The organism is Citrobacter sp. Cf087, from assembly GCF_030334285.1.
Classification (GTDB): Bacteria; Pseudomonadota; Gammaproteobacteria; order Enterobacterales; family Enterobacteriaceae; genus Citrobacter; species Citrobacter freundii.
This window is the reverse complement of record NZ_JAOWED010000032.1, coordinates 201,247-218,256: the sequence shown is the minus strand read 5'-3', so window position 1 is coordinate 218,256 and position 17,010 is coordinate 201,247. Positions and strand designations below refer to the sequence as shown.

The window sequence follows — 17,010 nt, the reverse complement described above, 5'->3', positions numbered from 1 at the left end:
CACCAGTAGGCCGGATAAGCATTGCGCCATCCGGCATTTTTTTATGTTGTTAGCGCAGCTGTAATTTAGTCAGACAGGTCTGGCTGTCTTCCATGGTCTTAATGGGATACTCCGCTTTTTTGCCGTTGTAGCTTACTGCGATGGTGCCTGCCATATTGCGCGGTAGCCAAACCCCGACGAAGCCATTTCGACCGCTCTTCATCTCTTTTTGTAGCACTACATCACCCTTGTTATCCGTCACTTTGACATTGAATGTCTTCTCCGGCATTTCGCCCTGGCAACCGGAAAGGCTGTGGTTGAAGCAAGGATGTGTTTGCCATTCATAAGGGGCAAATGACAGATAGAACTTGTCACCGAGCGGCAGGGTATAGATCTGATCGCCTGAAGAGAGCTTCAGTTCAGTGCTGGTGACGGATGCCGAGTAGGGCAGTGGGCGGCTCTGTGGAGACTGGTCAATGGCCTCGACGATTTGCTCGACGGATTTTCCGCTGAGCCCGTGTTCCGCCAAAAAAGTGGCTTCAGGGGTTGCGGCGAACGCGCTACCGGTGGTGAGTAAACCTAAAACCAGCAGTAATGAGGATTTCGACATAGCTTCAATTCCTTGTGAACGTTGTGGAATACAGACTGGCTCACTATAAAGCTTGCCCTTAGGGAAAGGTCAAAGGGGCTGCGGGTAAAGTAATGCAAAGACGCGTGTGGGCGAGGCGTTTTAAGAAGTACAGATAAAAAAAATCCCCGCCGTTTGGCAGGGATTCAGAATCTTGAGCTTTTTAAGCTTACAGGCTGGTTACGTTGCCAGCTGCCGGGCCTTTAGCGCCGCTTTCGATGGTGAAGGAAACTTTCTGACCTTCGTCCAGAGATTTGTAGCCATCGTTCTGGATAGCAGAGAAGTGTACGAACACGTCTTTAGAGCCATCGTCAGGAGTGATGAAGCCGAAACCTTTGTCAGCGTTGAACCATTTTACGATACCAGTCATTTTACCGGACATAGTGTATTACCTTTTAAAAAATAAGTGTGCCTTTCGGCGATATGGCGTGCTTTACAGATTTTTTAACAGTAAAGGAAATGCTCACTACGAAGGGTATCAACGATAACTCTTGAAGGGACTTGCCTTACTAACTGCTGTAATGGTCTGTACGTCAAACCGTTGAGGGCATTAACTCATTTTACGCATGTGGATGCAACTACTATTTTCTTTTTTGTGGATAACCTTCGTAAGGGAACGGCCCCGTTACAGGACCGTTCTTAAGCAAAATTGAAAAATAGTTCAATCCATCAGTTGCTTACTTAATCTTGGATCTGCCTGGATCAGGCGCATTAACTTCAATTCGGTAGTGGAAGGCTTTACGCGTTTAGACTCCCATTCATGAACCATCGCGACTGTCACGCCCATTACTCGGGCAAAATCATCTGTTTTTAAACCCGTCCCTCGTCGTAACTGTTCAAATTCGGTGAAAGGGTTGGTTTTTTGCGTCAGAGTGACCGTCTGCGATACATCTTTAAAAACAATCTGCTCCAGACTGCTCAGCAGTTCAAACATAGGATCTTTGTATTCCATTGAGAACTCCTACAAATCACACAGCGGGATCGTGAATTTCTTCGAAGCTCATTAAGAGTAGTCGGAAAAAATGAAGTCGGATTCGGGGTTTGAGAGATGGATTCGTTTCAGCAAACGGTGGGCAACAATCTTTCGCAGGCTAACAAACTGATAAAGGTCGGGATCTCCGAACGATCGATTCCGATTGTAAAGATGACTAAAATATGACGCCGAGTAGTAAATGCAGCATTGTTTAGCAAAACGAACGGTGGTGGGAACGGTTATTTTCCCCCACAAGATTATGCGGAAAGGGTATCTTGCGGGGCTGACCTGGACTATCCTTGTTAACGTCAGGCACGCGGGTGTCGTTGTGCGCATTTTTGGGTGAAAGGAGTATTAAAATGGCGACAGGTAAGTCCTGCTCTCGCTGGTTTGCGCCTGTTTTGGCGCTCTTAATGGTAGTTGGCCTGAGTGGGTGTTTTGATAAAGAAGGCGATCAACGCAAAGCGTTTATCGATTTTCTGCAGAATACTGCAATGCGTAGCGGAGAGCGTTTACCAACGCTGACCGCCGATCAGAAAAAACAGTTTGGCCCGTTTGTGTCCGATTACGCGATTCTGTATGGCTATTCGCAGCAGGTTAATCAGGCGATGGACTCCGGTCTGCGTCCGGTGGTTGATAGCGTAAATGCGATTCGTGTTCCTCAGGATTATGTGACTCAGCGTGAGCCGCTGCGTCAGGCAAATGGTGCGCTAGGTGTATTAGGGCAACAGTTGCAGAATGCGAAACTACAGGCAGATGCTGCGCATGGCGCGCTGAAGCAGGGCGAAGATCTGAAGCCGGTCTTTGACCAGGTTTACAATAAAGTCGTCACTGTACCTGCAGAGGCGTTACAGCCGCTGATCCCTGCAGCGCAAATCTTCACGCAGCAGTTAGTGCAGGTTGGTGATTTTGTGGCGCAGCAGGATACGCAGGTGAGCTTTGTCGCCAACGGTATCCAGTTCCCAACGTCACAGCAGGCAAGTCAGTACAACACGCTGATTGGCCCGTTGGCTTCTCAACATCAGGCATTTAACCAGGCCTGGACTGCTGCGGTGAATGCCGCTCAGTAATTAAGCCGCTGTAAGATATGAAGGGCCGGGTGAGCGTAAGCGCTACCCGGCCTTTTGTTTATCGCGCGACCTGCGGGTTTACGCAGTTCTTCTCAACGCGTCCTTGCAGCGCATCGATTAAGTTATCCACCGCACAGGCCGCCATGTTATAGCGTGTTTCGTGCGTGGCTGAACCAATGTGCGGCACAGCAACCACGTTTGGCAGCGACAGCAGCGGTGAGTCTGCCGGTAATGGCTCCTGCTCAAACACATCCAGACCAGCGGCATGAATTTCGCCGTTTTGCAGGGCGGCAATCAGTGCTTTTTCATCGACCACCGGCCCACGTCCGGCGTTAATGAAAATGGCGGAAGACTTCATTTTGGCAAACTGTTCGGTGCTGAACAGATGATGCGTTTCGTCGGTTAACGGCAGGATCAGGCAGACAAAATCGGATTCTTGTAACAGCGTATCAAGATCGCAGTAGCGCGCATTGAAGCGTTCTTCTGCTTCCTGATGATGACGGCGCGCATTATAGAGAATCGGCATGCTAAAGCCGAAATGCGCACGTTGTGCCAGCGCCAAGCCAATACGGCCCATGCCGACAATCCCCAGCGTTTTGTGGTGCACATCCGTACCGAACCAGTCCGGCCCGATACTTTTGGTCCATTCACCGACCTTCACCCGTTCAGCCACTTCTACCACGCGGCGAGCGGTGCTTAACACCAGCGCCATCACCGTATCGGCGACGGTTTCTGTCAGTACGGTTGGCGTGTGCATCAACAGTACCTTACGCGCGTTAAGGGCATCGACGTCGAAGTTGTCATAGCCGACGGAAATCGTGGAGGTCGCACGCAGTTTCGGCATTTTCTCCAGTAGCGCGGTATTGACGGCTTCACTGGAGCCCAGCAGACCTTCCGCATTGGCAAACGCTTCGGCGTGCTGTGCGACCGTTTCCGGGCGCAGGTTAGGCACCTGAGTCACAGTAAAATGCTCTTCCAGGCGATGCAGTAAATCGTCAGGTAACGCTTTATAGAGAATAATGGACGGCTTCATGCGAATCTCCGTAAGTTAAAATTTAAGCGTGGCGTGCGCCAATAGGTAGCTGATGATTATTAGCAGGCTCAGGCCGAGTCCTGCCGTTGCACACGCACGTCGCTGGCGGTTATTTTTGCCCAGTGCAAGGCACGAGCAGAGAAGTTTGGTGAACCAAACGAGCTGGGAGTAACGCCGCAATGGGCAAAAATAGCCCCAGCCCTTCGGGACACGCGTCAGAACCACGAACTCTTCGTTGTCTGGCTTGGGCATAGTTCACTATGCCCAGCGCCCTCCGCCTTGATTACGCGGTTCTGCCACAGTGTCGACGGTGTGTTCAATGGCAGGACTCGGCCTCACAATGAGAGTTAGCCATACTGAGACAAAAAGCGCTACCCCCATAAAAATGTACGAGGCGGACGGGCTGCCGGTAGCGCCATTGAGGTAGCCGACAAACCATGAACCAAAGAATGAGCCTAGCGCGCCCATACTGTTAATCAGCGCCATTGCACCCCCGGCAACGTTACGCGGCAGCATTTCAGGAATGATGGCAAAGAAAGGACCATAAGGGGCATACATTGCCGCACCCGCAATAACCAACAGCGTGTAAGAAATCCAGAAGTGGTCTGCGCCCACGGCCCAGGAGCCGATAAAAGCGAAAGCAGCTATCAGTAACAGTGGCCAGACAAACAGCTTACGATTTTGCAGTTTATCGGAGGCCCAGGAAACGAGGATCATCGCCGCAGTCGCCGCCAGATAAGGTACGGATGACAGCCAGCCAACCTCAACCATCCCCAGATTTGCACCGCCGTTGCGGATAATCGACGGCAGCCACAGGACAAAACCATAGACGCCAATACTCCAGGTGAAATACTGCATACACAGCAGGATGACGTTACGTGAGCGGAAAGCCTCGCTATAGTTCCGTACGGCTTTGATTCCTTGCTGCTCTTTTTCCAGTTGTGCCTGAAGGGCGGCTTTTTCAGATTCTGACAGCCAACCGACCTGAGACGGTTTGTCTTTTACCAGCACCCACCAGCAGAACGCCCAGATGATGGCCGGGAAGCCCTCGATGATGAACATTTCCCGCCAGCCCAGCGCCTGGATCAGATACCCGGAAACCACGGACATCCACAGCACGGTGACCGGGTTGCCAAGGATCAGGAAGGTGTTGGCGCGTGAACGTTCGGATTTGGTAAACCAGTTGCTGATATAAATCAGCATTGCGGGCATCACGGCAGCTTCAACGACACCGAGAATAAAGCGAATGGCGGCAAGCATGGGAATGTTACTGACCATGCCGGTCAGTGATGCGCATCCACCCCAGAGGATCAGACAGACAAAAATCAGTTTTCTTACGCTGCGACGCTCGGCGTAAATCGCGCCTGGGATCTGGAAGAAGAAATAACCGAGGAAAAACAGCGCGCCCAGCAGGGAAGAGATCCCTTTAGTAATGCCGAGATCCTCGTTGATACCGGCGGCGGAGGCGAAGCTGAAGTTCGCGCGGTCGAGATACGCCAGGCTGTACGTGATAAACACGATTGGCATGATGTACCACCAGCGTTTTGCTGCATTTGTTGAGCTATTCATAGACTGCCCTCTGATTATGCTGTTACGCCGCCTCTGAATGTAGGGTACAGAGACAGAGTTGACCGGGAATTTATTCCCCTAATTGTTCACGTGTGGGTAATCCTTCGCTGTCGCCCTGAACCTGAATGGCCAGAGCGCCAATTTTATTGCCGCGGGTCACCGCCTGATGCAGCGAGCGACCTTCCAGCAGGGCGCTGATAACGCCGACCGCAAAGCCATCGCCTGCGCCGACGGTGTCGACCACGTTGTCGACTTTTACCGGTGCGACGCAGCCCTGCTCGCCGTTGGCGGCTTTATACCAGGCGCCATCGGCCCCTGTTTTGATGATCACGGCCTTCACCCCGTGGCGCAGATAAAAGTCGGCGATGGCTTCAGGCGTCTGCTGACCGGTTAAAATCATGCCCTCTTTTAATCCAGGCAAAACCCAGTCGGCCTGGAATGCCAAACGGTTCAGTTTTTCCACCATCTCGGCTTCGCTTTTCCACAGCACAGGGCGTAAATTCGGGTCGAACGAGATGGTCTTCCCTTGTGCTTTCAGTGTGCGGGCGGTATGGGCTAACAGTTCATAAGAGCTGGCAGAAAGTGCCGCCGCTACGCCGCTCAGGTGCAGGTGGCGCGCGCTGGCGAAGTAGGCTTCGTGATAATCCTCAATGCTGAGGTGGCTGGCAGCGGAACCTTTGCGGAAGTATTCCACAATGGGATCGGTTCCATTTTCGACCTTAGATTTAAGCTGAAAGCCGGTAGCGTAACGCTCGTCCTGGGTGACTCCCTGCGCATCAATCCCTTCTTTTTCCAGCGACTTAACGATAAAACGGCCAAAACTGTCGTTGCCTACACGGCTTACCCAACCGACCTTCAGGCCCAGCCGGGCAAGACCGGTCGCCACATTGAGTTCAGCGCCAGCAACGCGCTTGATAAACTGCTCCACATCCGCCAGTTCGCCGGTTTGCGTGGCGACAAACATCGCCATCGCTTCACCAATAGTGACCACATCCAGTGAATTTCTCATGCGTTACTCCTCGCGTAACAACTCGACGTAACGGCGGGTAACCGCCGCCAAATCCTGCCCTTCCAGGGGAAACTCAATGCCGCGTGGAACATCGCCCGGCAGCGTTTTCAACAGCGTCAGCCAGCGCGGATCGGCTGCATCAGGCGGTACGGCACGGTAGCTGTCGCGATGTGCAACGGCGGCTTTGACATGGATATACCCAACGGTTGACGCCAGTTTCTGCGCCGCCTGTTCCGGGGAGTCGCCCACCCACAGCCAGTTGCCCATATCGAAGGTCAGAGATATTGGCAGATTTTGCGTCTGGCAGGCTTCGTTAAAGCGCTGCATCGGCTTCAGGCGTCCGCAGGCGGTCTGATCGTTTTCGACAACCAGTTCCATTCCGCTGTTGTCCAGCCATTCACGTAACACGTTGAACTGTTCTGTATGGGAGAAATGGCCGAGGGAGACTTTTAGCCATAGCGCCTGCAGGGCCTGTGCTTCTTCAAGTAGCGCAGGAAGTCGGGGATTGAGGCTACCGTCCTCAAGGAACAACGGCTCAGGCGCTGAGTAACAGGCCAGCAGGCCGAAGATTTCGATAGCAGATGCCACCGTAGACAGCGTGTGCAGCTCGGCGTCGGTCAGCAATTCGCGGCGGATTTCGACGCCGTCAGCACCGGCTTCAGCGATAATGGGCAGCATTGCCGTTTGCCCGCCAGCGGCCCGTACCTGGTCGTGGCCGTAAGCGGCGGTGACCACCATAATTTTTCTTTTCATGGAAACTCCAGACTAGCGTTCTTGCTATAACGCTAGATGGAACCGGTTCCAAAGAAAAGCTTATGATGTTGAATTTATGATCACCATCACGAAGGAAATTTAACGGGCGGTAGAGCCGCGAACGATCAGTTCGCCGGAGAAGACCTGTTCCTGAATGGCAGCAGAGCCGCCATCGATCCGGCGTACAACCTGCTCAACGGCGGTGTAGCCAATCTGCCAGGTAGGTTGTTTCAACGTGGTAATACCAACGCCCGCCAGTTCGGCCCATTCCAGTTCGTCAAAACCGAGCAGGCCGATATCGCTGCCCCAGTTAAGGCCAATGCGTTTCAGGGCGCGGGCAACCTGTAGTGTGAGAGCGCCATTGGCTGAGATAACGGCTTTGCGCATTCCCCGGTGCTGCTGGTGGAACTGGCGCAGGGTTTCGTCCAACTGCGTATTGTCCGTGAGCGGGACTTCGGCATTTTGTGCGATAACGCCGGGGTACTGTGCGAGGGTGGCGCGAAAAGCGCTCAGGCGTTCGCGGCGGGTATTCACCATGCCGAGCGGTTCGCTGAGGAACAGGATGGCTTCAAAACCTTGTTCGACCAGATGTTCCGTGGCAACCGTTGCCGCCTGGGTGTTATCCAGCCCGACCATATCACAGGCGAAATCGGGAATTTTACGGTCAATCAGCACCATCGGCAGCGCAGACTGCTGCAGGCGGTTCAGCCCCTCTTCGCGCATCCCGACGGCGTTGACCACAATCCCTTCGACCTGGTAGCTGCGCAGCAGGTCAAGATAATGCAGTTCCTGATCCACTTCGTTGTTGGTGTTACACACCAGCGGGGTAAAGCCTTTATCGCGGCAGGCGGCTTCAATGCCGCTTAACACGTTGACGGAGTAGGGATTGGTAATATCGGCGATGATCAGGCCAATCAGGCGGGTACGACCGTGTTTCAGTCCTCTTGCCATCAGGCTGGGACGGTAGTCGAGATCGGCAATGGCTTGTTCAATGCGGGCCAGTAGCGCGTCGGAAAGCAGGTGCTTTTCACCGTTGAGATAGCGTGAAATGCTGGTCTTGCCGGTTTTTGCGGCTTTCGCCACATCGCTGATGGTTGCCCGTGTTGATTTGCTCATCGCTGATTTCCCTGAATTTCGTGTGAATACCTTAGCGGGAAAATCTGACGAAGCAAGTAATTTGCCCGGTGGCGCTGCGCTTACCGGGCCTACTTGTCGAACGTAGGCCGGGTAAGGCGAAGCCGCCACCCGGCTCAACGATTACTGCATAGGACTCAACGTAATCTCTACGCGACGGTTCTGCGCTTTACCTTCCGCCGTGCTGTTGCTGGCGATCGGATTTGACGGACCCATGCCCTGAGTGCGGATACGATTAGCGGCAACCCCTTGCGTGATTAAGGCGCTGGCCACGGAGTCCGCGCGTTGCTGAGACAGACGCATATTCAGATCCTGGCTGCCGGTGCTGTCGGTGAAGCCCAGCACGTTGACGGCGGTTTTATTGTACTCTTTCAGTACCATTGCCACGCCGGTCAGGGTGTTGGCACCAGCAGGTTTCAGGTTGGCGCTACTGCTGTCGAAGGTGACGTTATTCGGCATATTCAGAATGATGTTATCGCCACTACGCGTCACGCTGACGCCCGTTCCCTGCATTTTGTCGCGCAGTTTGGCTTCCTGCACGTCCATGTAATAACCGACACCGCCGCCAACGGCCGCACCCGCCGCTGCGCCAATCAGTGCACCTTTACCGCGATCTTTCTTCGAAGAAGAGAGTGCGCCAATGCCCGCGCCGACCAGAGAGCCAATACCCGCGCCAATGCCGGATTTACCCGCTTCGCGTTCGCCGGTGTAAGGGTTTGTTGTGCAGCCAGAAACCGCCAGGGCGCCGCTCACGATGGCAGCAATAACAAAAACACGTTTCTTCATCTTAATTCCTTAATGACTTTTTCTTCTTTGCCACAGCGACCGTGGCGGTTGATTATGACGTGTGAACATGAAGAAAATTCCAGGGAAGACTCTGAAATTTGTAAGTAACATTGAACGGCATAATAAATAAGCCGTCACATCGCATTCAGGAGCGCCATCTTGGCTAATTCAACCGCACATTACTCGGTGTTAACCGCCGCCCACTGGGGACCAATTCTCGTCGACACCGATGGTGAGACGGTTTTCTCCTCGCGTGGCGCGCTGCCCACTTCCCATCCCAACTCTTTGCAAACCGTGGTGCGCGACCAGGTTCACAGTAAAACGCGGGTACGTTTTCCAATGGTGCGTAAAGGCTTTCTCGCCTCGCCAGAGAATCCCCAGGGCGTGCGTGGGCAGGATGAATTTGTTCGCGTCAGTTGGGACGACGCGCTGAATCTTATCCATACGCAGCATAAACGCATCCGTGACAGCTACGGCCCGGCCTCGATTTTTGCCGGTTCCTACGGCTGGCGATCTAATGGCGTGTTACACAAAGCGGCAACTCTGCTACAGCGTTATATGGCGCTGGCAGGCGGTTATACCGGGCATCTGGGGGATTATTCGACAGGGGCTGCACAGGCGATCATGCCGTACGTGGTGGGCGGTAACGAAGTTTACCAGCAGCAAACCAGCTGGCCTGTGGTGCTTGAGAACAGCGAGGTGGTGGTGTTATGGAGCGCTAATCCGCTGAATACACTGAAGATTGCCTGGAACGCGTCCGATGAGCAGGGGCTTGCTTACTTTGAGGCTTTGCGCGACAGCGGTAAACGGTTGATCTGTATCGATCCGATGCGATCGGAAAGCGTCGAATTCTTTGGCGAAAAGATGGAATGGATTGCCCCGCATATGGGGACCGACGTGGCGCTGATGCTGGGCATCGCGCATACGCTGGTGGAAAACGGCTGGCATGACGAGGATTTTCTCGCCCGGTGTACCACCGGCTATGACCGTTTTGCAAACTATCTGTTGGGTAAATCTGATGATGTTGTGAAAACGGCAGAGTGGGCTGCGGAGATTTGCGGTATACCCGCAACAAAAATACGCGAACTTGCGGCGATATTTCACCAAAATACCACCATGCTGATGGCCGGATGGGGGATGCAGCGCCAACAGTATGGTGAGCAGAAACACTGGATGATCGTCACCCTGGCCGCCATGCTCGGGCAAATCGGGACGCCAGGCGGCGGTTTTGGGCTGTCGTACCATTTTGCCAACGGAGGCAACCCAACGCGCCGGGCTGCGGTGCTGGCTTCAATGCAGGGCAGCGTTAAAGGCGGTACCGACGCGGTAGATAAAATCCCGGTAGCGCGAATTGTTGAAGCGCTGGAAAATCCCGGTGGTTTTTACCAGCACAACGGCATGGACCGCCATTTCCCGGACATCCGCATGTTGTGGTGGGCTGGTGGCGCTAACTTCACCCATCATCAGGACACTAACCGTTTAATTCGCGCCTGGCAAAAACCGGAGCTGGTGGTTATCTCGGAGTGTTTCTGGACCGCCGCAGCGAAGCATGCCGATATCGTACTGCCAGCGACCACCTCCTTTGAGCGCAATGATTTGACCATGACCGGCGACTACAGCAACCAGCACCTGGTGCCGATGAAGCAGGTTGTGCCGCCGCAGGACGAAGCGCGAAATGATTATGATGTTTTTGCCGAGCTGAGTGAACGCTGGGAAGAGGGCGGTTACGAGCGATTCACCGAAGGCAAAAGCGAGCTGGAATGGCTGGAGACGTTTTACAATATTGCCGGGCAACGTGGGGCCAGTCAGCAGGTGACATTGCCGCCTTTCGCCGAGTTTTGGCAGCGCAACGCCCTGATCGAAATGCCGGAAAATGCCGCCAGCGCGCAGTTTATCCGTTTTGCGGATTTTCGCCGCGACCCGCAGGCTCATCCGCTGAAAACGGACAGCGGAAAAATTGAAATCTACTCCGCGAGGATTGCTGGTTACGGCTACGCGGACTGTGCGGGGCACCCGATGTGGCTGGAGCCGGATGAGTGGTTCGGTAACGCCGAACCGGACCAGCTACAGCTGCTTTCCGCCCATCCGGCGCACCGTTTGCATAGTCAGCTTAACTACAGTGCGCTACGTGAGCAGTACGCGGTAGCGGATCGTGAGCCGGTAACGATTCATCCGCAGGATGCCCACGCGCGCGGCATTGCGGATGGCGATACGGTCCGGGTGTGGAACCAGCGTGGCCAAGTACTGGCGGGCGCGGTGGTGACGGCGGGTATTAAACCCGGCGTTATCTGTATTCATGAAGGCGCCTGGCCTGATTTGGATCTCGCAGCGAACGGTATTTGTAAAAATGGCGCCGTCAACGTGCTGACCAAAGATCTCCCCAGCTCGAAGCTGGGGAATGGCTGCGCGGGCAACACCGCGCTGGCGTGGCTTGAAAAATACAACGGACCCACGTTGACGCTTACGGCGTTTGATCCGCCTGCCAGCCCATAATCCACGTGGGATGGTGAGTCTCTTCCTGCCATGCGCCGTCTTCAATGCGAAAACCCAGCGCATGGTAGAAGTTCACCGCGGATTGATTCTTCTGGTAGACCTCCAGGCTGAGTAACGAAAAGCGCTGCTGCACATGCTGCACAAGCGCTTTGCCGATCCCGCTTCTGATGGCGGCAGGCGCGACAAACAGCGCGCCGAGGAAGCGGTCATCAATGACGCTGACAAAACCTTTGAGCTCGCCTTCTTCTTCCCATACCCAGGTTTGCGCGGCTGGCAGATAAACATCCCGCACCACTGATTCATTTTCGCGCCAGTAGCGCTCTTCGATAAACGGATGGGCATGGATTGTGCTTTCCATCCACAGCGTCAGAATCGCTGGTAGATCTTCAGCCTTTGATTCACGAATCATGTTGTTCTCCCGGATAACAGATGCAGCTGGTGACATGATCGTTGACCAGGCCGCATGCCTGCATAAAGGAGTAACAAATGGTGGTGCCGACAAACTTAAAACCGCGTTTTTTTAACGCTTTAGACAGCGCGTCTGACGCAGGCGTGGAGGTGGGAATATCGCTCAGGTTGGCGGCGCAGGTCACTTGTGGTTGGTTATCAACAAATGACCAGACGAACTCGCTAAACGACTCTCCGTTTTGTGCCATCGTCAGAAAGGCACGAGCGTTGCCGATAATGGCCTGAATTTTTCCGCGATGGCGAATTATGCCGGCATCCAGTACCAGCCTTTCCACATCCTCTTCGGTCATGGCCGCCACTTTTTCCGGGTCAAAATGGTGGAAAGCGTGGCGATAATTTTCCCGTTTCTTGAGTACGGTAATCCACGATAACCCGGCCTGCTGGCCTTCGAGGCAGATCATTTCGAACAGCTTTTTGCCATCGGTTTCGGGGACGCCCCATTCCTTGTCGTGGTAGGCAATGTAAAGTGGATCCTGACTGACCCATCCGCAACGCTGCATATTCTTCCTCGCTGTTTTTACTGGCGTAAAAATTTCATTCGGCCCGCCTTGACGCGCCAGCTAAAAAGACAATATTTAATACAAGGCCTGCTGGCCCAAATACTTCACACAATGACAATAATATCGCCGAATTCGGCTCTTTTCTGGAGTCGCGTTGATGCTTATAAGAAACAGTAGTGGTCGCCAAAGGTTAACTCTGGCGAGCGTCATAGTTTGTGCGCTGTCCATCAATACAGCATATGGCTGGCAACAAGAATATATCGTTGATGCGCTGTCAGGGCATACGGCTGAACGTTATACATGGGACAGCGATCACCAACCACGTTATAACGACATTCTGGAAGAACGTATTCGTTCCACTCAGAACGTGGCGGGGCCCGTGGTGAATCTGGCGGATGAGACACCTATGGATGCCACCAGCGGCATGAGTATGGGCTGGAACTTCCCGCTTTCAAGACAGGTGACAACCGGTCCGGTTGCCGCGCTGCATTATGACGGTTCCACCACATCTACTTACAACGAATTTGGCGATAGCGCGACGTCGGTAACGCAGAACGATCCGCTGTGGCATGCCAGCGTGAGCTCGTTGGGCTGGCGAGTCAATTCGCAGTTCGGTGATGTGCGACCGTGGGCGCAAATCAGCTATAACCAGCAGTTTGGCGAAAATATCTGGAAGGCGCAGTCGGGTCTCAGTCGCATGACGGCGGCGGGTCAGGACGGTAACTGGGTAGATGTTACCGTCGGTGCGGATATGCTGTTGAACCCGCACATGGCGGCTTACGCGGCGCTGTCGCAGGCGGAAAATAGCACCAACAACAGCGACTATATGTACACCATGGGAGTGAGCGCCAAATTTTAACGTAAACAATCATCACATAAACATCTTGATTACATGTTGAGATCAACAATCACACGCACTCCAGCGATAGCGTGTACTAACTCATGCGATAAAATTCAGTAACCCGACTTTTTGTCTCGTCATTCATTCCGCATTCCAGGCATTTCATTCCGTCCTGGCGGCATTTCATGCCGTTTTCCCCTGCTCATAAAAACGCTTCGGTATGGTTGTTGGCAGAGAATTTCCCCTTTTGTTTATGCAGGAAGACTGCCATGAAAACTTCTGATTATCAGCGTACCCGCTGGCTGACACTGATCGGCACCATCATTACCCAATTTGCTTTAGGTTCTGTTTATACCTGGAGCCTGTTTAACGGTGCGCTTTCTTCTAAGCTTGATGCGCCGGTGAGTCAGGTTGCCTTTTCCTTTGGCCTGCTGAGCCTCGGGCTGGCAATTTCTTCTTCCGTCGCCGGGAAACTGCAGGAACGTTTTGGCGTGAAACGCGTCACCATGGCCTCCGGTATTTTACTCGGTGTGGGCTTCTTCTTAACCGCCCACTCTGACAGCCTGATTATGCTGTGGCTGAGCGCTGGTGTGTTGGTTGGTCTGGCGGATGGCGCAGGCTACCTGTTAACACTTTCCAACTGTGTAAAATGGTTCCCGGAGCGTAAAGGGCTGATTTCCGCCTTCGCTATCGGTTCTTACGGTCTTGGCAGCCTCGGTTTTAAATTCATCGATAGCCAACTGTTGAGCACCGTGGGTCTGGAAAAAACCTTCATGATCTGGGGCGCGATTGTGCTGGTAATGATCGTCTTTGGCTCCACGCTGATGAAAGACGCGCCGAATCAGGAAGTGAAAACGAAAAATGGCGTGGTTGAGAATGACTACACCCTGGCGCAGTCCATGCGTAAACCGCAGTACTGGATGCTGGCGGTCATGTTCCTGACGGCATGTATGAGCGGGCTGTACGTAATTGGCGTGGCGAAAGATATCGCACAAAGTCTGGCACATATGGATGTGGCAACGGCGGCAAACGCGGTGACCGTGATTTCTATCGCTAACCTGTCCGGTCGTCTGGTTCTGGGGATTCTGTCCGACAAAATCTCTCGTATTCGCGTTATCACCATTGGTCAGGTCGTTTCGCTGGTGGGTATGGCCGCACTGCTGTTCGCGCCGTTGAATGATGTGACCTTCTTTACGGCGATTGCCTGTGTGGCATTTAACTTTGGCGGCACCATCACCGTGTTCCCGTCACTGGTGAGTGAGTTCTTCGGTTTGAACAACCTGGCTAAAAACTACGGTGTCATTTACTTAGGTTTCGGTATCGGCAGCATTTGTGGTTCCATTATCGCCTCGCTGTTCGGCGGATTCTATGTGACCTTCTGCGTTATCTTTGCGCTGTTAATTATCTCGCTGGCGCTTTCTACCACTATTCGTCAGCCGCAGCGTAGCGTCTATACCGAGGCACACGCCTGAATCTATTAGTGGTCTGATTAATGCCCGGCGCATATATTTACAAAAATATATGCGCCGTTTGCATTCTCTATAAGCACTTTTCTTCCCTCCTGTGGTCTACTTACCTGCGCTGTAGAATTTTCTTATTATCTGCACTTGTCGCACTTTTCCCCTGTATGGCCTGACAGGCTTTTGCGCAGGGTGTTTTTATCCCTTCCTCCAGGGTTTGTTTGCATGAGATATATCAAATCGATGACGCAGCAGAAGCTGAGTTTCTTGCTGGCGATCTATATCGGTCTTTTTATGAATTGCGCTGTGTTTTTCCGTCGCTTTAGCGGATATGCGCACGAGTTTACCGTCTGGAAAGGACTCTCTGCGGTTGTTGAATTAGCTGGCACTGTGCTGGTGACCTTCTTTTTACTCCGTGTTCTCTCTTTATTTGGCCGACGCGCCTGGCGTGTACTGGCAACGTTTGTGGTGCTCTGTTCTGCCGGCGCCAGCTATTACATGACCTTCCTGAACGTGGTCATTGGCTACGGTATTATTGCCTCGGTCATGACCACCGATATTGATTTATCAAAAGAAGTCGTCGGCTGGCATTTTATCGTTTGGCTGGTTTCAGTCAGTATTATCCCATTGGTGTTGATTTGGAGTAACCGCTGTCGTTATACCCTGATGAAACAGATTCGTACGCCTGGCATGAGATGGCGTAGCGTAGCGGCGGTTTTATTGGCTGGCCTGATGGTGTGGGCGCCCATTCGTCTGCTCAGCATGCAACAAAAAAGCGTTGAGCGTGAAACAGGGATCGATTTACCCAGCTACGGCGGAGTCGTTGCGAACTCCTATTTGCCGTCAAACTGGCTCTCTGCGCTGGGTTTGTACGCCTGGGCGCAGGTGGATGAATCTTCAGACAACAAATCGCTGATGAACCCGGCGAAGAAGTTCACCTACGTTGCCCCCAACAATCTCGACGACACCTATGTCGTGTTTATTATCGGTGAAACCACGCGCTGGGATCATATGGGGATTTTTGGCTATGAGCGAAACACCACGCCAAGGCTGGCTCAGGAGAAAAACCTGGCGGCTTTCCGTGGATATTCCTGTGATACCGCGACCAAGCTTTCGCTACGCTGCATGTTCGTTCGTGAAGGTGGGGCAGAGGAAAACCCACAGCGTACGCTGAAAGAACAAAACGTCTTTTCTGTGCTCGGCCAGTTAGGATTTAAAACCGATCTGTACGCGATGCAAAGCGAGATGTGGTTCTACAGCAATACCATGGCGGAAAACATTGCCTATCGTGAACAGATTGGCGCAGAGCCGCGTAACCGTGGCAAAAACGTTGACGATATGCTGCTGATTAATGAGATGCAGCAATCTTTACAGAAGACTGATGATGGCGAAAAGCGTCTGATTATTCTGCACACCAAGGGCTCGCATTTTAACTACACCCAGCGCTACACCCGCGAATATGCACAGTGGAAGCCGGAGTGTGTCAATGTTGATAGTGGCTGCTCGAAAGCTGAGATGATTAATTCATTTGATAATTCGGTAACCTACGTTGATCACTTTATTACCCAGGTGTTTGATCAATTGCGCGATAAGAAAGCGATCGTGTTTTACGCCGCCGATCACGGTGAGTCAATTAACGAACGTGAGCACCTGCACGGTACGCCGCGTAAAATGGCGCCGCCTGAGCAGTTCCGCGTTCCTATGATGGTGTGGATGTCAGACAAATATCTGGAAGACCCTGACCATGCGAAGGCATTTGCGCACCTGAAGCAAGAAGCTGAGATGAAGGTGCCGCGTCGTCATGTGGAACTGTACGATACCGTTCTGGGTTGCCTTGGTTATACCTCGCCAAATGGGGGGATTAACGAGAATAACAACTGGTGTCGTATCCCGGACGCGAAGAAGGTTACAGCCCAGTAACAGAGCTGCTGACTTTCTCGCCGATCAAATGGCATTTTGATACTAAGGGATTGACGGGCGCGCGGCTGAGCAGTAAGATGCGCCCCGCATTCGGTGATTGGCGCAGCCTGGTAGCGCACTTCGTTCGGGACGAAGGGGTCGGAGGTTCGAATCCTCTATCACCGACCAAATTTAAAACCCTGCTCAACGAGCAGGGTTTTTTGCTTTATAGCCCAGGAGGATGAGAACCTCCGGGGGTAAGAGGTTCGACTCGAGCGTAGCGAGAGAACGTTGCGTCAGCAACGGCCCGCAGGGCGAGCCACGCAGTGGCGAGTAATCCTCTATCACCGACCAAATTTAAAACCCTGCTCAACGAGCAGGGTTTTTTGCTTTATAGCCCAGGAGGATGAGAACC

At 53.1% G+C, this 17,010-nt stretch carries 16 protein-coding genes, 1 tRNA gene and 1 other RNA gene; 7 read left to right on the top strand and 11 right to left on the bottom strand.

Features of this window, described 5'->3' with window-relative positions:
* Positions 1-49: 49 nt before the first annotated feature.
* The 3 genes from cueP to OGV57_RS22605 form a co-directional block, all read right to left on the bottom strand.
* On the bottom strand, positions 50-589 hold the full coding sequence (gene cueP, locus OGV57_RS22615; RefSeq protein ID WP_003024269.1) for a copper-binding periplasmic metallochaperone CueP: 540 nt from the start codon (positions 587-589) through the stop codon (positions 50-52).
* Between the two features lie 187 nt (positions 590-776).
* A complete protein-coding gene (gene cspE, locus OGV57_RS22610) occupies positions 777-989 on the bottom strand; it encodes a transcription antiterminator/RNA stability regulator CspE (protein WP_000014594.1) in 213 nt (70 codons plus the stop codon).
* A gap of 279 nt (positions 990-1,268) precedes the next feature.
* A complete protein-coding gene (locus OGV57_RS22605; protein WP_003024273.1) occupies positions 1,269-1,559 on the bottom strand; it encodes an HTH-type transcriptional regulator in 291 nt (96 codons plus the stop codon).
* 380 nt (positions 1,560-1,939) lie between these two features.
* On the opposite strand from OGV57_RS22605, the gene OGV57_RS22600 reads away from it, so the two are divergent.
* A complete protein-coding gene (locus tag OGV57_RS22600) occupies positions 1,940-2,650 on the top strand; it encodes a DUF3053 domain-containing protein (RefSeq protein ID WP_003837709.1) in 711 nt (236 codons plus the stop codon).
* Positions 2,651-2,708: 58 nt separating this feature from the next.
* Here the strand turns inward: OGV57_RS22600 and ghrB are convergent, their stop codons facing one another.
* The 6 genes from ghrB to OGV57_RS22570 all read right to left on the bottom strand — a co-directional run bounded on the left by ghrB (position 2,709) and on the right by OGV57_RS22570 (position 8,934).
* The gene (gene ghrB, locus OGV57_RS22595; protein ID WP_003024278.1) at positions 2,709-3,683 is read right to left on the bottom strand and encodes a glyoxylate/hydroxypyruvate reductase GhrB; all 975 of its coding nucleotides are present in this window, start codon (positions 3,681-3,683) and stop codon (positions 2,709-2,711) included.
* A 258-nt stretch (positions 3,684-3,941) separates the two neighbouring features.
* Positions 3,942-5,252, bottom strand: coding sequence for an MFS transporter (locus OGV57_RS22590; protein ID WP_044700397.1), 1,311 nt, complete (start codon positions 5,250-5,252; stop codon positions 3,942-3,944).
* 70 nt (positions 5,253-5,322) lie between these two features.
* Positions 5,323-6,261, bottom strand: a complete 939-nt coding sequence (locus OGV57_RS22585; RefSeq protein ID WP_054528875.1) for a sugar kinase — start codon at positions 6,259-6,261, stop codon at positions 5,323-5,325.
* Between the two features lie 3 nt (positions 6,262-6,264).
* Positions 6,265-7,014 carry a sugar phosphate isomerase/epimerase family protein gene (locus OGV57_RS22580; RefSeq protein ID WP_003024284.1) on the bottom strand — a complete coding sequence of 250 codons (750 nt, stop codon included), beginning with the start codon at positions 7,012-7,014 and terminating at the stop codon, positions 6,265-6,267.
* 99 nt (positions 7,015-7,113) lie between these two features.
* Entirely contained in the window at positions 7,114-8,130 is a 1,017-nt protein-coding gene (locus OGV57_RS22575) for a LacI family DNA-binding transcriptional regulator (RefSeq protein ID WP_003837718.1), read from the bottom strand.
* 141 nt (positions 8,131-8,271) lie between these two features.
* Positions 8,272-8,934: an OmpA family lipoprotein gene (locus tag OGV57_RS22570; RefSeq protein ID WP_003837719.1), complete on the bottom strand. Its 663-nt coding sequence runs from the start codon at positions 8,932-8,934 to the stop codon at positions 8,272-8,274.
* Between the two features lie 159 nt (positions 8,935-9,093).
* On the opposite strand from OGV57_RS22570, the gene OGV57_RS22565 reads away from it, so the two are divergent.
* Complete coding sequence (locus OGV57_RS22565; RefSeq protein ID WP_048232986.1) at positions 9,094-11,427, top strand: molybdopterin guanine dinucleotide-containing S/N-oxide reductase; 2,334 nt, start codon at positions 9,094-9,096, stop codon at positions 11,425-11,427.
* Here the strand turns inward: OGV57_RS22565 and OGV57_RS22560 are convergent.
* Both OGV57_RS22560 and tag read right to left on the bottom strand, forming a co-directional pair.
* A complete protein-coding gene (locus OGV57_RS22560) occupies positions 11,396-11,836 on the bottom strand; it encodes an N-acetyltransferase (RefSeq protein WP_054528874.1) in 441 nt (146 codons plus the stop codon). The genes OGV57_RS22565 and OGV57_RS22560 overlap by 32 nt on opposite strands.
* Positions 11,826-12,395, bottom strand: coding sequence for a DNA-3-methyladenine glycosylase I (gene tag, locus OGV57_RS22555; protein ID WP_048232985.1), 570 nt, complete (start codon positions 12,393-12,395; stop codon positions 11,826-11,828). Before tag ends, OGV57_RS22560 begins: the two co-directional genes overlap by 11 nt.
* 157 nt (positions 12,396-12,552) lie before the next feature.
* On the opposite strand from tag, the gene OGV57_RS22550 reads away from it, so the two are divergent.
* The 5 genes from OGV57_RS22550 (at position 12,553) to OGV57_RS22530 (ending at position 16,949) form a co-directional block, all read left to right on the top strand.
* Complete coding sequence (locus tag OGV57_RS22550) at positions 12,553-13,254, top strand: autotransporter outer membrane beta-barrel domain-containing protein (protein ID WP_003846109.1); 702 nt, start codon at positions 12,553-12,555, stop codon at positions 13,252-13,254.
* A gap of 251 nt (positions 13,255-13,505) precedes the next feature.
* Complete coding sequence (locus OGV57_RS22545; RefSeq protein WP_003024301.1) at positions 13,506-14,708, top strand: L-lactate MFS transporter; 1,203 nt, start codon at positions 13,506-13,508, stop codon at positions 14,706-14,708.
* A 213-nt stretch (positions 14,709-14,921) separates the two neighbouring features.
* Complete coding sequence (gene eptB, locus OGV57_RS22540; protein ID WP_046670991.1) at positions 14,922-16,616, top strand: kdo(2)-lipid A phosphoethanolamine 7''-transferase; 1,695 nt, start codon at positions 14,922-14,924, stop codon at positions 16,614-16,616.
* Positions 16,617-16,707: 91 nt separating this feature from the next.
* A tRNA-Pro gene (locus OGV57_RS22535) sits at positions 16,708-16,784 on the top strand.
* Positions 16,785-16,815: 31 nt separating this feature from the next.
* Positions 16,816-16,949, top strand: a non-coding RNA gene (locus OGV57_RS22530) — RtT sRNA.
* The last annotated feature ends 61 nt before the right edge of the window (positions 16,950-17,010 follow it).

Excerpts from the sequence above, each read along its gene's own strand:
- cueP (WP_003024269.1), bottom strand. The coding sequence starts at position 589 with ATGTCGAAATCCTCATTACTGCTGGTTTTAGGTTTACTCACCACCGGT.
- cspE (WP_000014594.1), bottom strand. The coding sequence starts at position 989 with ATGTCCGGTAAAATGACTGGTATCGTAAAATGGTTCAACGCTGACAAA.
- OGV57_RS22605 (WP_003024273.1), bottom strand. The coding sequence starts at position 1,559 with ATGGAATACAAAGATCCTATGTTTGAACTGCTGAGCAGTCTGGAGCAG.
- OGV57_RS22600 (WP_003837709.1), top strand. The coding sequence starts at position 1,940 with ATGGCGACAGGTAAGTCCTGCTCTCGCTGGTTTGCGCCTGTTTTGGCG.
- ghrB (WP_003024278.1), bottom strand. The coding sequence starts at position 3,683 with ATGAAGCCGTCCATTATTCTCTATAAAGCGTTACCTGACGATTTACTG.
- OGV57_RS22590 (WP_044700397.1), bottom strand. The coding sequence starts at position 5,252 with ATGAATAGCTCAACAAATGCAGCAAAACGCTGGTGGTACATCATGCCA.
- OGV57_RS22585 (WP_054528875.1), bottom strand. The coding sequence starts at position 6,261 with ATGAGAAATTCACTGGATGTGGTCACTATTGGTGAAGCGATGGCGATG.
- OGV57_RS22580 (WP_003024284.1), bottom strand. The coding sequence starts at position 7,014 with ATGAAAAGAAAAATTATGGTGGTCACCGCCGCTTACGGCCACGACCAG.
- OGV57_RS22575 (WP_003837718.1), bottom strand. The coding sequence starts at position 8,130 with ATGAGCAAATCAACACGGGCAACCATCAGCGATGTGGCGAAAGCCGCA.
- OGV57_RS22570 (WP_003837719.1), bottom strand. The coding sequence starts at position 8,934 with ATGAAGAAACGTGTTTTTGTTATTGCTGCCATCGTGAGCGGCGCCCTG.
- OGV57_RS22560 (WP_054528874.1), bottom strand. The coding sequence starts at position 11,836 with ATGATTCGTGAATCAAAGGCTGAAGATCTACCAGCGATTCTGACGCTG.
- tag (WP_048232985.1), bottom strand. The coding sequence starts at position 12,395 with ATGCAGCGTTGCGGATGGGTCAGTCAGGATCCACTTTACATTGCCTAC.
- OGV57_RS22550 (WP_003846109.1), top strand. The coding sequence starts at position 12,553 with ATGCTTATAAGAAACAGTAGTGGTCGCCAAAGGTTAACTCTGGCGAGC.
- OGV57_RS22545 (WP_003024301.1), top strand. The coding sequence starts at position 13,506 with ATGAAAACTTCTGATTATCAGCGTACCCGCTGGCTGACACTGATCGGC.
- eptB (WP_046670991.1), top strand. The coding sequence starts at position 14,922 with ATGAGATATATCAAATCGATGACGCAGCAGAAGCTGAGTTTCTTGCTG.